Origin of the sequence: Pseudomonas sp. MPB26 (genome assembly GCF_046605355.1) — a bacterium.
In the GTDB taxonomy this organism is placed as follows: Bacteria; Pseudomonadota; Gammaproteobacteria; order Pseudomonadales; family Pseudomonadaceae; genus Aquipseudomonas; species Aquipseudomonas cedrina.
On sequence record NZ_CP176793.1, the window covers coordinates 5581347 to 5599792 of the forward strand.

Genomic DNA, 18446 nt, shown 5'->3' on the forward strand with positions numbered 1-18446 from the left:
AAACCGCCAATATGCCCGCCAGCAGTACGAATAGGCCTCCCATGAGCAATCTGGACCGTTACCTCAACGCCGCCACCCGCGACAACACGCGACGCAGTTACCGCGCGGCCATCGAGCACTTCGAAGTGAGTTGGGGAGGGTTCCTGCCTGCGACCAGCGACAGCGTGGCGCGCTATCTGGTCGCGCACGCGGGTGTGCTGGCGGTCAACACGCTGAAGCTGCGGCTGTCGGCACTGGCGCAGTGGCATTCAAGCCAGGGTTTTCCCGATCCGACCAAGGCGCCGGTGGTGCGCAAGGTGCTCAAGGGCATTCGTGCCGTGCACCCGGCGCGGGAGAAGCAAGCCGAGCCGTTGCAGCTCACGCATCTGGAGCAAGTGGTGGCCTCGCTCGGGGTCGAAGCGCGAGAAGCGGCGCTGGCACACGACTCGCCACGCTTGCTGCGCGCCAAGCGCGACACTGCACTGATCCTGCTGGGCTTCTGGCGCGGCTTTCGCAGCGATGAGTTGTGTCGGCTCGACATCGAGCATGTCCAGGCCACGCCCGGTGCCGGCATCAGCCTGTACCTGCCGCGCAGCAAAAGCGATCGCGACAACCTCGGCAAGACCTACCACACCCCGGCGCTGCTGCGCCTGTGCCCGGTGCAAGCCTACAGCGAATGGCTCAGCGCCTCGGCGCTGGTGCGGGGGCCGGTGTTTCGCGGTATCGATCGCTGGGGCAATCTGGGGGAAGAGGGCTTGCACCCCAACAGCGTGATCCCTCTGCTGCGCCAGGCACTTGAGCGCGCCGGCATCCCCGCCGAGCAATACACCAGTCACTCGCTGCGCCGGGGTTTTGCCACCTGGGCCCATCGCAGCGGTTGGGATTTGAAGTCATTGATGAGTTACGTCGGGTGGAGCGACATGAAATCCGCCATGCGCTATGTTGAAGCAACGCCCTTCCTTGGGATGACATTGGCTACAGCGCCGCTGCTTTGAGATTTTTTCTATTAATACAGTCACCTGATAGAGAAACCCAATCGTGAGCATCAGGTTTGCCAATGAGCCATCAGCCGAGAGAGTGGGTAGGATTCACCTCATCAACTTACTAAGCCCTTCTACAACCCTGACGGAGAATCAACGATGCCTATCATCAACAGCCAAGTAAAACCGTTCAAAGCCACCGCATTCAAAAACGGCAGCTTCGTAGATGTGACCGACGCTGACCTGAAAGGCAAGTGGTCGGTGGTGTTCTTCTACCCAGCCGACTTCACCTTCGTTTGCCCGACCGAGCTGGAAGACCTGGCTGACAACTACGCCGAGTTCCAGAAGCTGGGCGTCGAAATCTACAGCGTTTCCACCGACACCCACTTTGCCCACGCTGCCTGGCACAACACTTCGCCAGCCATCGGCAAAATCCAGTACACCATGATCGGCGACCCAACGCTGACCATCTCCCGCAACTTCGACGTACTGATCGAAGAAGCTGGCCTGGCGGATCGCGGTACGTTCGTGATCAACCCGGAAGGTCAGATCAAGATCGTTGAACTGAACGACGGCGGTGTTGGCCGTGACGCTTCCGAGCTGCTGCGCAAGATCAAGGCTGCTCAGTATGTAGCTGCCCACCCAGGCGAAGTGTGCCCAGCCAAGTGGAAAGAAGGCGAAGCCACCCTGGCTCCGTCCCTGGACCTGGTCGGCAAGATCTAAGTCTGTGAAACACCTCAGGGCGGAATTTGCCGCACCTTAAGTAAGCTGCACCGCCCTCGAAACGCCCGGGCGAGATTCGCTCGGGCGTTTTTTTGTCTGTACTAAACCGAATTAACAGGAAATCGCCCGTATGTTGGACGCCAATCTTAAAGCTCAGTTGAAGTCATACCTGGAACGGGTCACCCAGCCGATCGAGATCGTCGCCTCCCTCGACGACGGTGCGAAATCCCAGGAAATGCTTGCCCTTTTGCAGGATGTGGTCAGCCTCACCACGCTGATTACCCTGAACACCGATGGCGATGATGCGCGTAAGCCGTCGTTTTCCATCAACCGCCCGGGTGCCGATATCAGCCTGCGTTTCGCCGGCATCCCCATGGGCCATGAATTCACTTCGTTGGTGCTGGCCCTGCTGCAAGTCGGTGGCCACCCGTCGAAGGCCAGTGTCGAAGTGATTGAACAGATCCGTAGCCTCAAAGGCGAGTTCAGCTTCGAGACTTACTTCTCGCTGTCCTGCCAGAACTGCCCCGACGTGGTCCAGGCGCTCAACTTGATGGCCGTGCTCAACCCGAACATCCGCCACGTCGCCATCGACGGCGCGTTGTTCCAGGCGGAAGTCGACGAGCGCCAGATCATGGCAGTGCCAAGCGTCTACTTGAATGGCGTGAACTTCGGCCAGGGCCGCATGGGCCTGGAAGAAATCCTCGCCAAGCTCGACACCAGCGGCATCGAGAAAGCCGCCGAGAAAATCAGCGCCAAGGACGCCTTTGACGTCCTCGTTGTCGGCGGTGGCCCGGCCGGTTCTTCGGCAGCCATCTACGCCGCGCGTAAAGGCATTCGCACCGGCGTTGCCGCCGAGCGCTTTGGTGGCCAGGTGCTGGACACTATGTCCATCGAGAACTTTATCTCGGTACAGGAAACCGAAGGCCCGAAACTGGCCAGCGCCCTGGAAGCTCACGTTCGCCAGTACGACGTGGACATCATGAACCTGCAACGTGCCAGCAGCTTGATCCCGGCGAAAAACGCCGGTGACTTGCACGAAATCCGTTTCGAAAGCGGCGCGAGCCTCAAGTCCAAGACGCTGATCCTGGCCACCGGCGCGCGCTGGCGCGAAATGGGTGTACCGGGTGAGCAGCAATACAAGGCAAAGGGCGTGTGCTTCTGCCCGCACTGCGATGGTCCGTTGTTCAAAGGCAAGCGTGTGGCGGTGATCGGTGGCGGTAACTCCGGCGTTGAAGCAGCCATTGATCTGGCGGGCATCGTCAGCCATGTAACCTTGCTCGAGTTCGATAGCAAGTTGCGCGCCGACGCTGTGTTGCAGCGCAAGCTCTACAGCCTGCCGAACGTTAATGTGATAACCAGCGCGCTGACCAGCGAAGTGAAGGGTGACGGCCAGAAAGTCACTGGCTTGGCGTACAAGGATCGCGACAGCGGTGAGTTCAACACCATCGACCTGGAAGGGATCTTTGTGCAAATCGGTCTGCTGCCCAACACCGATTGGCTCAAAGGCACCGTAGAGCTGACGCCGCGCGGCGAGATTATCGTCGATGCGCGTGGCGAGACTTCACTGCCAGGTGTGTTCGCAGCGGGTGACGTGACGACGGTGCCGTACAAGCAGATCGTGATTGCGGTGGGCGAGGGCGCCAAGGCTTCCCTGAGTGCTTTCGATCACTTGATCCGCACCTCCGCGCCAGCGTAGATTCCGGCCCGAAAATGAAAAACCCCATGAGCGATCATGGGGTTTTTTCGTTTACATCGGCGCGGGCTGGATAATCTCGACCCAGTACGCATCCGGGTCCTTGATGAATGCCAGGCTCTTCATGCGGCCATCGCTCAGGCGCTTCTGGAAGTCACAGCCCAGGGCTTCGAAGCGTTCACACGCGGCGACGATGTCCGGCACCGAGATGCAGATATGGCCAAAGCCACGTGGGTCGGTGTTGCCGTTGTGGTAGGCGAAGTCGGCATCGTTTTCGGTGCCGTGGTTGTGGGTCAGTTCTAGGATGCCCGGGATCGACTTCATCCACTGGGTGCGCTCGGCGGCATCGGCCGGGATCTGGGATTTGTCCACCAGGGCCAGGAAGTACAGGCTGAATTCGGCTTCCGGGAAGTCGCGCTTTTCAACCAGGGAAAAACCGAGGACGCGGGTATAGAAATCCAGCGACTTGGTGATGTCCTTGACCCGCAGCATGGTGTGGTTGAACACGAAATTCGTGGTGGCGCTGTCAGGTTGGGCTGTGACGCCCGCAAAGGTGTTCAGTTCGTGCAGGCTCATGGGCCCTCCAGAAAAAAGTGGGGCAAACGCTGCTCTAAGAGATGAGCGGTTCCTTGGCTTGCGGCTGGCATCCGTGCAACCCGGCCATGATACGCAAGGCCTGCGCCGGGCGCCAAATGAAAAAGCCCACGCAGGCCTTGCGACCCAAGGGTGCCGGGGCTCAGACTTCTGTGCTTGAACCTTGGGTAGTGTTGGCAATGATCGAATTTCGTAAACCGCTGTTGAGTGCTGTGTGTTTGCTGTTGGGCAGTTCCTTCGTATTGGCGGCCGACCCGGAAATTCATTGGCCCAGCGGCTGGCAGATCGAAGACGTGGTGCCTGATGATGCGACCCCTGTAAAGGCTCAGCCGGTTTCCCGGCAGCGCGCCATCAAGCACGATGAAAATGGCGCCACCTTGATGGTCATGGAGTTGACGGGTACGCCAATTGAAACGGGGCACAAGGTTAACCTGCAAGGCGTACTGTTGGAGATGCGCAAGTCCATCCAGAAAGATTTTGCCCAAGGTGGGTATCAAAGTGTGTGCAGCAAGATGCGCCCTGCAACATTGAGCCGTCTTGACGCGCTGGAAACTACTTGTGTGATTACTGAAAACGGCCGCCATGTGCTTTCTCAAACATTGGTGGGCGCGGTCGATACCGATAAAGCCTATGTTTTTTCATACGCAGGGCAGGCTGATGCCTACGAGGCAAGCAAGGATGAAGTCAGTTCGGTGCGCGATAGCCTGAAACTGTAAGTGTGTAATGTCCGATGATTCTGAACACGATGAAAAGTTATTTAAATTCGTTTTCGAATCGTTGAATAAAAAAGCCCCGCATGTGCGGGGCTATTTGTTAGTGCGGTGCGATCAGCCGCGAAGCCAGGAATCTACAGTGGCGGCGCCGTACTCTTCTTTCCAGGCCTTGAGGCCCCGGTGGTTGCCGCCCTTGGTTTCGATCAGCTCGCCGGTGTGCGGGTTCTGGTAAACCTTGACCACGCGTGCGCGGCGCTGTTTTGGTGCGGCAGCGGCGCTGACGTTGGACTTGCCCGGGTTTGGATCAAGGATGGAAATGATGTCGCGCAGGCCTTTGCCGTAGGACTTCATCAGGGCTTGAAGCTTTTCTTCGAATTCGATTTCTTTCTTCAGGCCGGCATCGTTCTTCAGGGATTCCAGCTGCGCAAGCTGCTCTTGAAGGGCTTTTTCTGCTGCGCGAAATTCGGCGAGTCTGGACAAAATCTGTACTCCAATAGTGTAGTTGGCTGATATCAACGGCAAACAAAGCTATAAGCCAAGCGCTTTAAGGTGACCCAGGAAAGAAGTCGTCCTGCGAATGCTGCACAGGCAGGAAAAATTGTAGTAGTTAATTCACCGTGAGTAAATCATGTCTTTTGTCTAAACAAAATTATTTCAGCGCGTTGAGTGTATGGCTAATCAGTGGCTGCCCAGTAATTTAATGAACTCTTCGCACGGCAACGGCCTGCCGAACAGATAGCCCTGCAGGAAATCCACGCCTTGCGCGGCGAGGTATTCGCACTGTTCAACGGTTTCGACACCTTCTGCAACGATGCCCAAGTCGAGCTTGCCGGACAACTCTATGATGCTGTCCAGAATATGCCGAGAGAGTGCATCGGCGCCGATCATGGCGACAAAACTCTGGTCTATCTTCAAATAGTCCACATTGAAGTTGCGCAAGTAAGTCAGACTTGAGTGGCCGGTGCCGAAGTCATCAATCGCGATCATCACCCCCAGTTGATGCAGCGCGTCGAACAGGCGACGCGTGATATCGCTGGGCACGATCAGCTCGCGCTCGGTCAACTCCAGTACCAGAGTTACCTGGCCTACGGCAAACGCACCGAGAAACTCACGGCAGTCATCCACCAGCGCCAGGTCCTGACAATGGCGGGCGGTGATATTCACGCCGATATGGAACCCAGGGCGCAAGCGCGCCGCGTGGGGTGCCAGTTGCGCGGCGGTCTGGCGTAGCAGGGCGCGAGTCATCGGCACGATCAGGCCCGAGTGCTCGGCCAGCGGAATAAACAGGTCCGGGCGCACCAGCCCCTCCTTCGGGTGTTGCCAGCGCATCAGCACCTCGCAGCCGGCCCATTCACGGGTATCGCCGCGTACCACCGGTTGGTAGTAAGCAATGAACTCGTTGGCGCCCAGCGCCCGTTGCAGTTCATGGGTCGGTGCCGATGAGCGCTTTTGCAGCCAATGCGCCAGCACGCCCGCCAGCACGCCAAAGAACACCACCAGGCTGAACAGCGCCGGGTATCGGGACTGCATATACCGCCACACTTCGCCGGCCGGCATGCCCGCTTCGACATGGTAGCGATAGCGCTCGGACGCCAACTGATGATGGGCCACCGCAAATACCGGCGCCGGGCTGTCATGCACCTTGCCGTCGGCCGCCAGCCAATTGGGGCCCACTTGCAGCACCAAGTGGGCATAACGGCTGATCAGGCGCAGGGTATTGGTCAGGTGATAACCGTCAATCGACGCAAAAGCTGCCTTGTCGCCGTCGACCAGTCGATAAACCAGCAGGGCGGTGTCCGGCGTCACCGGATTGCCATTCATCAGCCATAACTGACCGTCAACATAGTCTTGCGGGTTGACCGGCGACTCATGATTGGCGCCAAACAAAGAACTGCAGTAGATGTTTTTTCGCCAGGACAAGGTGGTCGCACGTACGAACGGCCCGCGTGTAACCTGTTCGCGCAGCGCCAATTGCGTGGCGTTGTCGCACGGGTTCCCGGCCAAAGGCAGTAGCACCTGGGCGGCGAGGGCGGCATTGTCGAGCATCAGGTCGAACTGGCGCACTGCTTCCTGGGCGGTCTGGGCGGTGCTTTGTTGCAGGGTACGCTCGGCTTGCCAATGCAATATAACCACCCCGAGCGCAACGGGTAGCAAGGCACTCAAGGAGGTGATCAAGTAACGACTGGCGCGTTTTCGCGGGCCGTTGACGGTCAGGGGCATGAAGTGAACGGCCTGTTGCAAAGGTCAGATTCAATCGATGATAGATGGCTCTGCCCAAATACGCTTGCTGTACCTGACCGTTTGGCCAGCCGGACCAGGCAGCGGCAGACCGAACAAATCCCTTGCGCCCGTCAAGGCAATGGGGATTTGATAAGAGTACGGACAAAAACTGTTACGCTGTGTAGAATCGATTTACGCATACAAGAATATGGACTTGCGCTCACGCAAGCCTAAGCCGTCAGAGACTGATGACACCATGAAGCTATTTGGCTGCGCCCTCATCTTTGGTGACTTCCTCGCCCGTAGCGTGCGAGGCCTTTCCTGTGCGCCACCCCGCAACCTCATCCTTGTTCGCAAATAACAGTATTTATTACAAGAATGATGAGGTGCCACCATGGCAGATCTATACGAAAACCCAATGGGCCTGATGGGCTTTGAATTTATTGAGTTCGCATCGCCGACCCCGGGCACCCTGGAACCGATCTTCGAGATCATGGGCTTCACAAAAGTCGCCAGCCACCGCTCCAAAAATGTGCACCTGTATCGCCAGGGCGAGATCAACCTGATCCTCAACAACGAACCCAACAGCATCGCCTCCTATTTCGCGGCCGAGCACGGCCCGTCGGTGTGCGGCATGGCGTTCCGTGTCAAGGACTCGCAACAAGCCTACAACCGTGCCCTTGAGTTGGGTGCACAACCGATCCACATCGAAACCGGCCCGATGGAACTCAACCTGCCGGCGATCAAGGGCATCGGCGGTGCGCCGCTGTACCTGATCGACCGTTTTGGCGAAGGCAGCTCGATCTATGACATCGACTTCGTCTACCTCGAAGGCGTGGAGCGCAACCCGCAAGGCGCCGGCCTCAAGGTCATCGACCACCTGACCCACAACGTCTATCGCGGGCGCATGGCCTATTGGGCCAACTTCTACGAAAAACTGTTCAACTTCCGCGAAGCACGCTACTTCGATATCAAGGGCGAGTACACCGGCCTGACGTCCAAGGCCATGAGCGCGCCGGATGGCATGATTCGCATCCCGCTGAACGAAGAGTCGTCCAAGGGCGCCGGGCAGATCGAAGAGTTCCTGATGCAGTTCAACGGTGAAGGCATCCAGCACGTGGCGTTCCTGACCGATGACCTGGTCAAGACCTGGGACGCGTTGAAGAAGATCGGCATGCGCTTCATGACCGCGCCGCCGGACACCTACTACGAAATGCTCGAAGGCCGCTTGCCGAATCACGGCGAGCCGGTGGATCAGTTGCAGGCGCGCGGCATCCTGCTGGACGGTTCTTCCGTCGAAGGCGACAAGCGCCTGCTGCTGCAGATTTTCTCGGAAACCCTGATGGGCCCGGTGTTCTTCGAGTTCATCCAGCGCAAGGGCGACGACGGGTTTGGCGAGGGCAACTTCAAGGCGCTGTTCGAATCCATCGAGCGCGACCAGGTGCGTCGTGGTGTATTGACCGCCGACTAAGCGTTAGACAGCCCGGCCGAGGGTAACCCCGGCCGGTTTTTTTGGCCCGCGACTCAGGCTTTGCGTTGACGCACCAAATGCTTGAACCCTTCAAAGACCAGCACCATCACCGCCAGCCAGATCGGGATGTAGGTCAGCCATTCGCCGCCCTTGATCCCTTCCCCCAGAATCAGCGCCACGCCCAGCAACAGTACCGGTTCCACGTAGCTGAGCAGCCCGAACAGGCTGAACGCCAGCAATCGGCTGGCAATGATGTAGCTCACCAGCGCCGATGCGCTGATCACGCCGAGCATCGGGATCAATGCGTACAGCTTCGGGTGGGCGTCCATCACCGCAAAACCTTGCTCGCCGCTCTGCACAAACCACCAGGCCACCGGCAGCATCAATGCCATATCCAGCCAGAGCCCGCCGAGGTGGTCAGTCTTGAGGGCCTTGCGCACGATGAAGTACAGCGGGTAGCCGACGATCACCACCAGCGTGGCCCAGGAAAAACCACCGGCCTGGTACAGCTCGTTGAGCACCCCGAGCCCGGCGAAGAACACTGCGATCTTCTGCAGGTACGACAGCTGTTCACCCCACACCAGGCGCCCGGTCAGCACCATGGTCAGCGGCAGCAGGAAGTAGCCGACCGACACATCCAGGCTGCGCCCGTTCAGCGGCGCCCACATGAACAACCACAACTGCACGCCAAGTAAGGCTGAAGACACCAGCACGCCCGCGATCAGGCGCGGTTTGCCAGCCAGCATCCGCACCAGCTCCCACACGCGTCGCCATTCGCCGCTGACGATCATGAATACCGTCATGCAGGGCATGGTGAGCAACATGCGCCAGCCAAAAATTTCCAGGCCGCTCAAGGGCGTCAGCAATGATGTGAAGTAATACATCACGGCAAACAACACCGAGGCCAAGACCGATAACACAACACCTTTAGACACACTGTCCTCGCGAAAGCCGATTTGAATAAACGGGGAGTTTGATGACGGATTATGGTGCTTTTAGCGGATGAGGGGTGCGCTGTTTTGGGGCAAGGGCCGGAAAATGACCTAAGAAGGTCGGTTTGAACAATGCCGATCGACAATGGGGGGCGCCTCGCCGGAGCTCGACAGCCCCCAGGTCGAATCCTTTGTTTAAAGCGCGATCCGGCCAGACACAAAGTGGCCCACGTCATTGAAACCAGGTGTGGACGAATGCCCCGGGGTTACCAGCGCATCAATGAAGGCCTCATCTTCAGCTGTGATCTTCACGTCCAGGGCGCCGATGTAAGCGTCCCACTGCGCCTCGGTGCGCGGTCCGACAATCGCCGAGCTGACCGCCGAATTGTTCAACACCCAGGCGATCGCAAACTCCACGATCCCCACGCCGCGTCCCTGGGTGTATTGCTGGATCTGCTGAGCGATGCGCAGCGATTCCACGCGCCATTCGGTTTCCAGGATGCGTTTGTCCTGGCGCGCCGCGCGGCTGCCGGCCTCGGGCGTGACATCCGGGGCGTATTTGCCGCTGAGCACGCCCCGGGCCAGTGGGCTGTATGGCACCACGCCCAGGCCGTAGGCGGCTGCGGCGGTGATCTGCTCCACCTCGGCCTGGCGGTTGACGATGTTGTACAGCGGCTGGCTGATGACGGGTTTGTCCACACCCAGGCGTTCAGCCACGCGGATCACTTCGGCGATGCGCCAGCCGCGGTAGTTGGACAGGCCCCAGTAGCGGATCTTGCCCTGGCGGATCAGATCGCCGATCGCCGACACCGTCACTTCAAGCGGGGTAGTGTGGTCTTCGCGGTGCAGGTAGTAGATGTCCAGGTAATCGGTGTCGAGCCGCGCCAGGCTGGCGTCCAGCGCATTAAAAATGCGCTTGCGGCTCAGGCCGCTGCGGTTGGGCACTCCGTCGGCCGGGCCGAATCCGACTTTGGAGGCCACGATCCAGTCCTTACGCTGCCGCGCGATGGCCTCACCGACGATTTCCTCGGAGCGCCCGGCGGTGTAGACGTCTGCCGTGTCGATAAAATTGATGCCCTGGTCCCAGGCCTTGCCGATGATGCGCAGCGAGTCCTCGGTGCTGGTCTGTTCGCCAAACATCATGGTGCCCAGGGTCAAGGCGCTGACCTTCAAACCGGACTGGCCCAATGTGCGGTAAATCATGGATAACTCCTCACGGCAGCAAATGTGCTCCATGCAATACCAGACTCAGAGGCTCTGGGACAAGCCCTGCGGGGATTTCTTCAGGTGCCCAGCAATGCCTGACACCGCTCGAGCAAAAAGCGATGCAGCACCTTCACCCGTTCCGATACTTGCAGGCGGTGGGGGCACATCAGGTTGAACGGCGCAGGTTCCCCCGTCCAATCCTCGAACAGCGGCACCAACCGGCCGGCGGCAATATCCCCGACCACATCGAGCCTGGCCTTGTACGCGACACCGTGGCCCGCCAACGCCCAGCGCCGCACGATTTCCCCGTCATCGCTGAGGAAATCCCCGCTCACGTCGACTTCTTGCAACTGCGTACCCTGGCGAAAGCGCCAGGTCTTGCTCACCTGACCCTGGCGCATGTACCGCAGCGCGCTGTGCCGGGCCAGCTCCATCGGCTCATGGGGCATGCCGTGGCGCGCCAGGTACGCCGGGCTGGCACACGCGACGCGGCAATGCTCGGGCGCAATGGGCAGCGCCACCAGGCTGGAGTCCTGGGGCACGCCGAAACGCAGGGCGATGTCCACGGTTTCGCGGAACAGGTCGGCGTTGCTGTCGTTGAGCATTAACTGCAAGCGAATATTCGGGTGCTGCGCTTTGAATTCATCCAGCCAACCCAGCACCACATTGCGCCCGAAATCCGATGGCGCGGCCAACTGCAGCAACCCAGTCAGGCCCTGGCTTTGCTGCTTGAGCGCCTGTTCGCCTTCGGACAAGGCCGCCAGTGCCACGCGCACGCTGTCCAAGTAGCGCCGGCCTTCTTCGGTCAGGCGCATGCTGCGCGTGGAGCGCGCCAGCAGGCGAATGCCCAGTCGGGTTTCGAGGCGCTTGAGCGCAATGCTCGCGGCCGCTGGCGTCAAACCCAGGCCGCGTGCGGCGGCCGACAAGCTGCCGCTGTCGGCGGTGCGCGCGAAGACTTCCAGATCGAGAATCGAGCTCATTTGTAAAAATCCTTTAAAGATCTTGTCGTTTTACCCGGATTTTTCGCCGATTGCCAAGCTGGGAAGATGAACGCTCACTTTCTTCCCAGGAATCTCCCATGACTTCTCCCCTCAACGGCAAAACGGTCATTGTGATCGGCGGCAGCAGCGGTATCGGTGCGGCAGTGGCCAAGGCCGCCGCTGCACGCGGCGCACAGGTGGTGCTGGCCGGGCGACGCTTGGCGTCCGGCGTTGAAAATGGCCTGCGCAGCGAACCGGTGGATGTCACCGATGCCGCGTCCCTGCAACGTCTGTTCGAGCGCGTGGGGCGTTTTGATCACCTGGTCTACACCTCGGGGCCGAGTGTGCGTGCCAAGCCATTGATCGAAACCGACCTGAATGAGGCGCAGGAAAACTTCAACGTCAAACTCTGGGGCTCGCTGCGGGCCATCCAGTTGGCACTGCCGTTTCTCGACGAACACGGCAGCATCAGCCTGACGTCCGGGCAACTGGGGCGCAAGCTGGTGTCGGGGCAATTCATCAAGGTCGGCATCAATGCCGCGACTGAGGCATTGGGCAAGCAACTGGCCAAAGAGCTGGCGCCGCGACGGGTCAATGTGATCAGCCCAGGGGTGATTGACACCCCCGCGTATGCAGGGTTGGCCGAAGACCAGCGCTTGGCGATGTTTGCCAAGGCGGGCGGTGCATTGCCGGTGGGGCGAGTAGGGCAGGCGCAGGAAGTGGCGGCGGGGTATGTGCTGGCCATGGAGAACGGCTACATGACCGGCAGCGTGATCGACATCGACGGCGGCGGTCTTCTGTAAACACTGTACGAACAGGTGGAGGCTGGCTTGCCTGCGATGATGATCGTTCCCACGCTCTGCGTGGGAATGCCGCCCCGGACGCTCCGCGTCCCGAAGCCGGTGCCTGTTTCAAGTACTGCGCAAGGAGACGCGGAGCGTCACGGGATGCATTCCCACGCAGAGCGTGGGAACGATCATTGGCTGGCTGACATCCCGCTATCGCGGACAAGCCCGGCTCCCACACTGATCTCACTAGCCTTTGAGGGTACGCGTCATCCGCAACGCCAACACGCTGCCGCCGACAATCACCGCCGCCAGCAGGTACAACGCCATATCCGTGGACCCGGTGGCATCCTTCACAAACCCGACGATATACGGGCTGAGAAAGCCGGCCATCTGGCCCATGGAGTTGATCAACGCCAGGCCACCCGCCGCCGCGCCCGCACTGAGCATGGCGGTCGGCACAGGCCAGAACATCGGCAAGCCGGTCAGGGCGCCCATGGTCGCAATGGTCAGGCCGAGGATTGCAACGGCCGGGGTGGTGGCGAAATTCACTGCGATCACCAAGCCGACAGCCCCCATCAACATCGGCACCACCAAGTGCCAGCGGCGCTCCTTGCGCAAGTCGGCGGAACGCCCCACCAGCAGCATGAACAACGCCGCCAGCAGATAGGGAATCGCACTGAGCCAGCCGATCACCAGGTTATCGCTGAACCCCAGGTTCTTGATGATCGACGGCAGCCAGAAGTTGATGGCGTACACGCCGCTCTGGATGCAGAAGTAGATCAGGCCGAACGCCCAGATCGCCGGGTTCTTGAACACCTCGGCCAGGGAGTCGGTGCTGGTTTTGGGTTTGTTCGCCAGATCGGTCGCCTGGTCGGCCTCCAACACCGCACGCTCATGGGGCTTGAGCCACTTGGCATGGGCGAAGCTGTCGCTGAGCAGGAAATAGGCGAGGGCGCCGAGGATCACGGTGGGGATGCCTTGCAGCAGGAACATCCACTGCCAGCCTGCCAGGCCACCTTGGCCGGCGGCGAAGTGGTTGAGGATCCAGCCGGAGAACGGGCTGCCGAGCAAGCCGGAAACCGGGATGGCCGACATGAACAGCGCCATGATCCGCCCACGGCGGAAAGTCGGGAACCACTGCGAGAGGTACAGCACCACGCCGGGGAAGAAGCCGGCTTCGGCGGCGCCCGTGAACAGGCGCAGGGTGTAGAAGTGCGTCGGCGTGGTGACGAACAACAGGCAAGTGGACAGCGTGCCCCAGACAATCATCATCAGCGCAATCCAGCGCCGCGGACCGAACCTGTTCAACGCCAGGTTGCTTGGCACGCCGCACAGCACATAGCCGATAAAGAAGATCCCGGCCCCGAGGCCGTAGACGGTTTCGCTGAATTTCAAGGCGTCGAGCATCTGCAACTTGGCAAAGCCGACGTTTACCCGGTCGAGGTAATTGAACAGATAGCAGATGAAAATGAAGGGGATCAAGCGCAGGGTGATGCGCTTGTAGATGGCGTTTTTATCGTCATCGGTGGCCAAGGGGGTCGCGGCGCTCTGTGACATGGCAATCTCTCTTTATTATGTTTTTTCGCGATGCGAGGGTAACGTTGATCGCCCATTGAGTCTCGGCCACCCGGCAGGCCGCTGTCTTTGTGCTCGCGCACAGCGCCGCCGGCTTTGCGCTGTGCCGGTGAACAACCACGCATTCAAGGAAACTTAAATCGCATGTTCGAGCTTGATCATGACCTGGCGCAGGATATCGTCGATCGAACCATGGCGATTCTGCCCTACAACGTCAACGTCATGGACAGCCAGGGCCTGATCCTCGGCAGCGGTGAACCTGAGCGCATCAATACCCGGCATGAAGGCGCGCAACTGGTGCTCGCCAATGGCCGTGTGGTGGAAATCGACGGCCAGACCGCCAAGCACCTCAAGGGCGTGCAACCGGGGATCAACCTGCCGCTGTTGCATGACGGGCGCCTGATCGGCGTGCTGGGCATCACCGGCGAACCGGAAGGCCTGCGTACCTACGCCGAATTGGTGCGCATGACCGCCGAAATGCTCGTCAGCCACCGCCACCAGCAGGCCGAGCAACAATGGCGGCGCCAGCGCTGCGATGACCTGCTGGCCTTGCTGCTGGCCGACGCCGGTGAGTCGCCGCGCCTGGTGGACGAAGCCCAGCAACTGGGGCTCAAGCCGCAACTGGCGCGCACGCCTTACCTGTTCGAGCTGGGTGCGGGGCCATCAGCGGACGCTTTGAGCGCCTGGTTGGCCTCGCGCTACCCCGATAGCTGGTGTGTCAGCTCGGCGCAGTACTCGCTGTTGTGGTGCCGGCCGGCTGCGGTACCGGTGGACAACCCACGGCTGCTGGAAAAACTCGAAGGCCTCGGCTGGAACATCCTGCGCGTGGCCGTTGGCGGGCAAGCGCAGGGGCTGTCGGGGCTACGGCGTTGCTATCGACGCGTCACAGATTTACTCGCTTATGGCCGCGATGTGTTGCCGCAGTCGCGCCTGCTGACGCTCAACCGCTATCGCCTGCCCGTAATGCTCTGGCGTCATCGCAACGACGACGCCCTCGACGAGTTGCTCAACCCCTTGCGCAAGGTGCTGGCCAAGGACGCCAACGGCCAACTGCTGGCCACGCTGCGCAGTTGGTGCGAACACGACGGGCAAAGCCAGGCCTGTGCCGATGCGCTGGGCATTCACCGTAACAGCCTGCGCTACCGCATGGAGCGCATTGCCGAGCTCAGTGGCGTCGACCCGTTGACCCTGGACGGCATGCTCGCGCTCTACCTGGGCGTACAGCTGCTGCCCCAGCCTTTGTCGCAATGAACAACAAAGTGCATCCATACTTGTGCATCGGACCGGCGTCAGCGGCACTGCCAACTGGCAGCATGGGTGGTATAAAAACCGGAGAAAGCCCATGAAAATCATCATCGCCCCCGACTCGTTCAAGGACAGCCTGAGCGCCGAAGGCGTGGCCCAAGCCATCGCGGCAGGGTTGGCCCAGGTCTGGCAGGACGCACAGGTGATCCAATGCCCGATGGCGGACGGTGGTGAAGGCACGGTGGATTCGGTGCTGGCGGCGTGCAATGGCCAGTTGCGCCATCACACTGTGCGTGGCCCGCTGGGTGCGCCGGTTCAAGCGCATTGGGGCTGGTTGGCCGACAGCCACACCGCAATCATCGAAATGGCCGAAGCCAGTGGGCTGCAATTGGTGGCGCCGGGGCAACGCGATGCCTGCAAAACCACCACCTATGGCACCGGCGAACTGATCCGCGCGGCTCTGGACCTGGGTGCGCAGCGCATCATCCTGGCGATCGGCGGCAGCGCCACCAACGACGGCGGCGCGGGTGCGATGCAGGCCCTCGGCGTGCAGCTGTTCGACGCCGAAAACCGCAGCCTCGGACCCGGCGGCCTCGCATTGGCCGCTCTGGCGCGCATCGACCTGGAACAGCTCGACCCACGCCTGGCCCAGGTGCGCTTTGAAATCGCCGCCGACGTGGACAACCCGCTGTGCGGTGCCCACGGTGCCTCTGCTATTTTCGGCCCGCAAAAAGGCGCCAGTCCCGAGCAGGTGCAACAGCTGGACGCCGCCCTGGGGCACTTCGCTGACCATTGCGCCAAGGTGCTGCTCAAGGATGTGCGCGACGAACCCGGCAGCGGCGCCGCCGGCGGCCTGGGTTTCGCGGCGAAGGCTTTTCTGGGCGCACAGTTCCGCGCCGGTGTAGAGGTGGTGGCCGAACTGGTCGGCCTGGAGCAAGCCGTGCGCGGCGCCGACCTGGTGATCACCGGCGAAGGCCGCTTCGACGCCCAGACCCTGCGCGGCAAAACCCCTTTTGGCGTGGCGCGCATCGCACAACAACATGGCGTGCCGGTGATCGTCATCGCCGGCACCCTGGGCGAGGGCTACGAGCAGATGTATGCCCATGGCGTGGATGCCGCCTTCGCCTTGCCATCCGGCCCCATGAGCCTGGAGCAAGCGTGCGCCGAGGCGCCCAGGTTGTTGCGCGAACGAGCGACGGACATTGCGCGGCTATGGCAGGTAGCCTCAAGGGGTTGAAAGAGGCTGTCGTTGGCGTCGTGACAGAGCTGTCGATAATTACTATGATCGCTGCTTACTTTGAAGACTGGCTGACCTGGCCGGGCACGTTGGAAGCCGATCATGCAGATCAAGCGTTTTACCCTCGTCAATTTCCGCGGCATCGAGAAAATGGAACTCGATTTCGAGGGTAAGCAGACTGTCGCTTTGGTGGGTGTCAATGGCGTGGGCAAGTCTTCGATTCTGGATGCGTTGGCGATTACGCTTTCGAATTTGACCGCCCGTATGGTTGGTCAACCCTCTAAGTCAAGGACAATCGCGAAAGATGACATCAGAGTTGGGGCCGAATTCACACGCTTGCACGTCGATACACAATTGTTTGAAAACTACGCCGTAGACTGGGCGATTGCGCTGAATCGCAAGGCTGGCAAACATCCACGTGAGCGCAGCAGCGAGTTGTCTCGATTGAATGATGCTGCCAATGGTGTTGAATACGGCATTACTCAGCACGAATTTGAGGGTGGTGGGCCGATCGAGCTGCCCTTGGCGGTTTACTACGATGTTCACCGAGCTGTGCTGGACGTGCCGCTACGGGTCCGCGAACGCCTTGTGAATGCTATTGCTGAGGGTTATGACGACGCGCTTGGACATGGCGGTGCGGACTTCAAACGGTTCTTTATTTGGTTCCGCAATCAAGAAGATCTGGAAAATGAAAATAGCCGGGATACTCCTGGCTATCGAGATCCCGCGCTTTCGGTTGTTCGCCGGGCAATCGAAACCTTTACTGGCTTTAGAGATGTCCGCATTCGCCGCAAGCCTGCGCTGCGAATGACGGTTCTAAAAGGCGGACTCGAATTCAACGTGCTGCAACTTTCGGATGGAGAGAAATGTCTGTTGGCACTGGTCGGAGACCTAGCCCGCAGGCTGACATTGCTTAACTGCGAGGTACTCGACCCATTGGAAGGAAGGGGCGTTGTCCTTATCGACGAACTGGACCTTCACCTGCATCCAGGTTGGCAGCGCACCGTGGTCGCCAATCTGGAAAAAACATTCCCCAACTGCCAATTCATCATTACGACTCACTCTCCGCAGATATTGGGAGAGTTACCTGCTGAATCCGTGATGCTACTCAAAGACGGCCAATATCTAGGTCATCCGGAACGGGCCTTGGGCCTTCGCAGTGGCGAGGTTATCGAGGAGCTGATGGGCGGCCTGGCTCAGAACCAGTACGTCAGCCAACAGCTTCGGAAAATCCATGGCGACCTTGACGCTGACAATCTTGAGTCTGCCCAAGCTGAACTTGCACATTTGCGTGAACAGGTTGGAAGAATCCCTGACGTGCTTGAAGCCCAAGCAAATATAGACTCTCTAAGGTCGCTAGAAGAGGGCGGAGCGTGAGGTCTATCAAAAAGGGTGCCGAACCAAGGGCGCTGATTGAATGGCGAAGGGAAAACCGCGAGACGCAGCACAATCTTTTCTACGGTAAGGGCAGCAGCTTTCCGAGTGAGCCGGTGCGTCAGTCTCTTCTGAAAGAGCAATTTCATCTATGTGCTTATACATTAAGGCGCTTACCGACAGTCGCCGAATGCCAGGCAAGGGGGCAGGGCACACAATTCAGTTGCCACATTGAGCATGTACTCCCACAAAAGCATTACAAGGCCCAGAGCATTGCCTACGCCAACTTGGTGGCGTGTTACCCATCCAGTCAAACCGGCATTGCTTGTGCTTATGGCGCCGTGCAAAAAGATGACTACGACTCGGCCCGAAAGCCTTTTGTTTCGCCCCTGGCAGTCAATATCGAGCGCCACTTCAGATATTCCAGCGATGGCTATGTAGAAGGTCTGACGCCTGAAGCCATCATCACTATCGACGTTCTTAAACTCAACCATCCTACGTTGGTCAACGACAGGGCTGCTGTTATCAAGGGCCGGTTGAAGCCGCGCGGTACCCCTATATCCGCTGCAACTGCTCGGCGCCTGGCTGATGAAGTGGATACACCCGATGCTCAGCATTGCCTTCCCGAGTACTGTCAGGCGCTTAAGCAGCAAGCCGAGCTCCATGCACTGCGTCTCGAAAGACGCGCTGCGCGCGTCCGTGGCCAGCTAAGGACTTGAAGGTTGCCTGTAAAGCC

General features: G+C 59.8%; 17 protein-coding genes. 10 read left to right on the forward strand and 7 right to left on the reverse strand.

The features are described 5' to 3' along the window. Window positions 1–41 precede the first annotated feature (41 nt). From ACLH0H_RS25505 to ahpF, 3 genes are all read left to right on the forward strand, one after another. Window positions 42–974, forward strand: a complete 933-nt coding sequence (locus ACLH0H_RS25505; RefSeq protein WP_411380165.1) for a site-specific integrase — start codon at window positions 42–44, stop codon at window positions 972–974. Between the two features lie 144 nt (window positions 975–1118). Continuing rightward, entirely contained in the window at window positions 1119–1682 is a 564-nt protein-coding gene (ahpC, locus tag ACLH0H_RS25510; protein ID WP_003191303.1) for an alkyl hydroperoxide reductase subunit C, read from the forward strand. Window positions 1683–1812: 130 nt separating this feature from the next. Next, on the forward strand, window positions 1813–3378 hold the full coding sequence (ahpF, locus tag ACLH0H_RS25515) for an alkyl hydroperoxide reductase subunit F (protein WP_411380166.1): 1566 nt from the start codon (window positions 1813–1815) through the stop codon (window positions 3376–3378). Between the two features lie 51 nt (window positions 3379–3429). On the opposite strand, the gene gloA is transcribed toward ahpF, so the two are convergent. Then, window positions 3430–3951 carry a lactoylglutathione lyase gene (gene gloA, locus ACLH0H_RS25520; protein ID WP_411380167.1) on the reverse strand — a complete coding sequence of 174 codons (522 nt, stop codon included), beginning with the start codon at window positions 3949–3951 and terminating at the stop codon, window positions 3430–3432. 197 nt (window positions 3952–4148) lie between these two features. On the opposite strand from gloA, the gene ACLH0H_RS25525 reads away from it, so the two are divergent. After that, window positions 4149–4685 carry a DUF4946 domain-containing protein gene (locus tag ACLH0H_RS25525; RefSeq protein ID WP_411382465.1) on the forward strand — a complete coding sequence of 179 codons (537 nt, stop codon included), beginning with the start codon at window positions 4149–4151 and terminating at the stop codon, window positions 4683–4685. Between the two features lie 111 nt (window positions 4686–4796). On the opposite strand, the gene ACLH0H_RS25530 is transcribed toward ACLH0H_RS25525, so the two are convergent. Beyond that, a complete protein-coding gene (locus tag ACLH0H_RS25530; RefSeq protein ID WP_076954250.1) occupies window positions 4797–5162 on the reverse strand; it encodes a histone-like nucleoid-structuring protein, MvaT/MvaU family in 366 nt (121 codons plus the stop codon). A gap of 198 nt (window positions 5163–5360) precedes the next feature. Further along, window positions 5361–6902, reverse strand: a complete 1542-nt coding sequence (locus tag ACLH0H_RS25535) for an EAL domain-containing protein (RefSeq protein ID WP_411380168.1) — start codon at window positions 6900–6902, stop codon at window positions 5361–5363. A 394-nt stretch (window positions 6903–7296) separates the two neighbouring features. Here ACLH0H_RS25535 and hppD point away from each other — a divergent pair, with 394 nt between their 5' ends. After that, window positions 7297–8373: a 4-hydroxyphenylpyruvate dioxygenase gene (hppD, locus tag ACLH0H_RS25540; RefSeq protein ID WP_186690803.1), complete on the forward strand. Its 1077-nt coding sequence runs from the start codon at window positions 7297–7299 to the stop codon at window positions 8371–8373. A 53-nt stretch (window positions 8374–8426) separates the two neighbouring features. On the opposite strand, the gene rarD is transcribed toward hppD, so the two are convergent. From rarD to ACLH0H_RS25555, 3 genes are all read right to left on the reverse strand, one after another. Beyond that, complete coding sequence (gene rarD / locus ACLH0H_RS25545; RefSeq protein WP_411380169.1) at window positions 8427–9308, reverse strand: EamA family transporter RarD; 882 nt, start codon at window positions 9306–9308, stop codon at window positions 8427–8429. Between the two features lie 192 nt (window positions 9309–9500). Then, entirely contained in the window at window positions 9501–10508 is a 1008-nt protein-coding gene (locus ACLH0H_RS25550) for an aldo/keto reductase (RefSeq protein ID WP_411380170.1), read from the reverse strand. Between the two features lie 80 nt (window positions 10509–10588). Then, window positions 10589–11491, reverse strand: coding sequence for a LysR family transcriptional regulator (locus tag ACLH0H_RS25555; protein ID WP_411380171.1), 903 nt, complete (start codon window positions 11489–11491; stop codon window positions 10589–10591). A 98-nt stretch (window positions 11492–11589) separates the two neighbouring features. Here ACLH0H_RS25555 and ACLH0H_RS25560 point away from each other — a divergent pair, with 98 nt between their 5' ends. Then, window positions 11590–12294 (forward strand): SDR family oxidoreductase, encoded by a 705-nt coding sequence (locus ACLH0H_RS25560; protein WP_411380172.1) that lies wholly within the window; start codon window positions 11590–11592, stop codon window positions 12292–12294. 231 nt (window positions 12295–12525) lie between these two features. On the opposite strand, the gene ACLH0H_RS25565 is transcribed toward ACLH0H_RS25560, so the two are convergent. Further along, window positions 12526–13836: an MFS transporter gene (locus ACLH0H_RS25565; RefSeq protein ID WP_076954257.1), complete on the reverse strand. Its 1311-nt coding sequence runs from the start codon at window positions 13834–13836 to the stop codon at window positions 12526–12528. Window positions 13837–13998: 162 nt separating this feature from the next. Here ACLH0H_RS25565 and ACLH0H_RS25570 point away from each other — a divergent pair, with 162 nt between their 5' ends. The 4 genes from ACLH0H_RS25570 (at window position 13999) to ACLH0H_RS25585 (ending at window position 18429) form a co-directional block, all read left to right on the forward strand. After that, window positions 13999–15105, forward strand: coding sequence for a sugar diacid recognition domain-containing protein (locus tag ACLH0H_RS25570; RefSeq protein WP_411380173.1), 1107 nt, complete (start codon window positions 13999–14001; stop codon window positions 15103–15105). 91 nt (window positions 15106–15196) lie between these two features. Then, window positions 15197–16336, forward strand: a complete 1140-nt coding sequence (locus ACLH0H_RS25575; RefSeq protein WP_411380174.1) for a glycerate kinase — start codon at window positions 15197–15199, stop codon at window positions 16334–16336. A gap of 102 nt (window positions 16337–16438) precedes the next feature. Beyond that, window positions 16439–17713 (forward strand): AAA family ATPase, encoded by a 1275-nt coding sequence (locus ACLH0H_RS25580; RefSeq protein ID WP_411380175.1) that lies wholly within the window; start codon window positions 16439–16441, stop codon window positions 17711–17713. Then, window positions 17710–18429 (forward strand): hypothetical protein, encoded by a 720-nt coding sequence (locus ACLH0H_RS25585; RefSeq protein ID WP_186689310.1) that lies wholly within the window; start codon window positions 17710–17712, stop codon window positions 18427–18429. The genes ACLH0H_RS25580 and ACLH0H_RS25585 overlap by 4 nt, the downstream gene beginning before the upstream one ends. The last annotated feature ends 17 nt before the right edge of the window (window positions 18430–18446 follow it).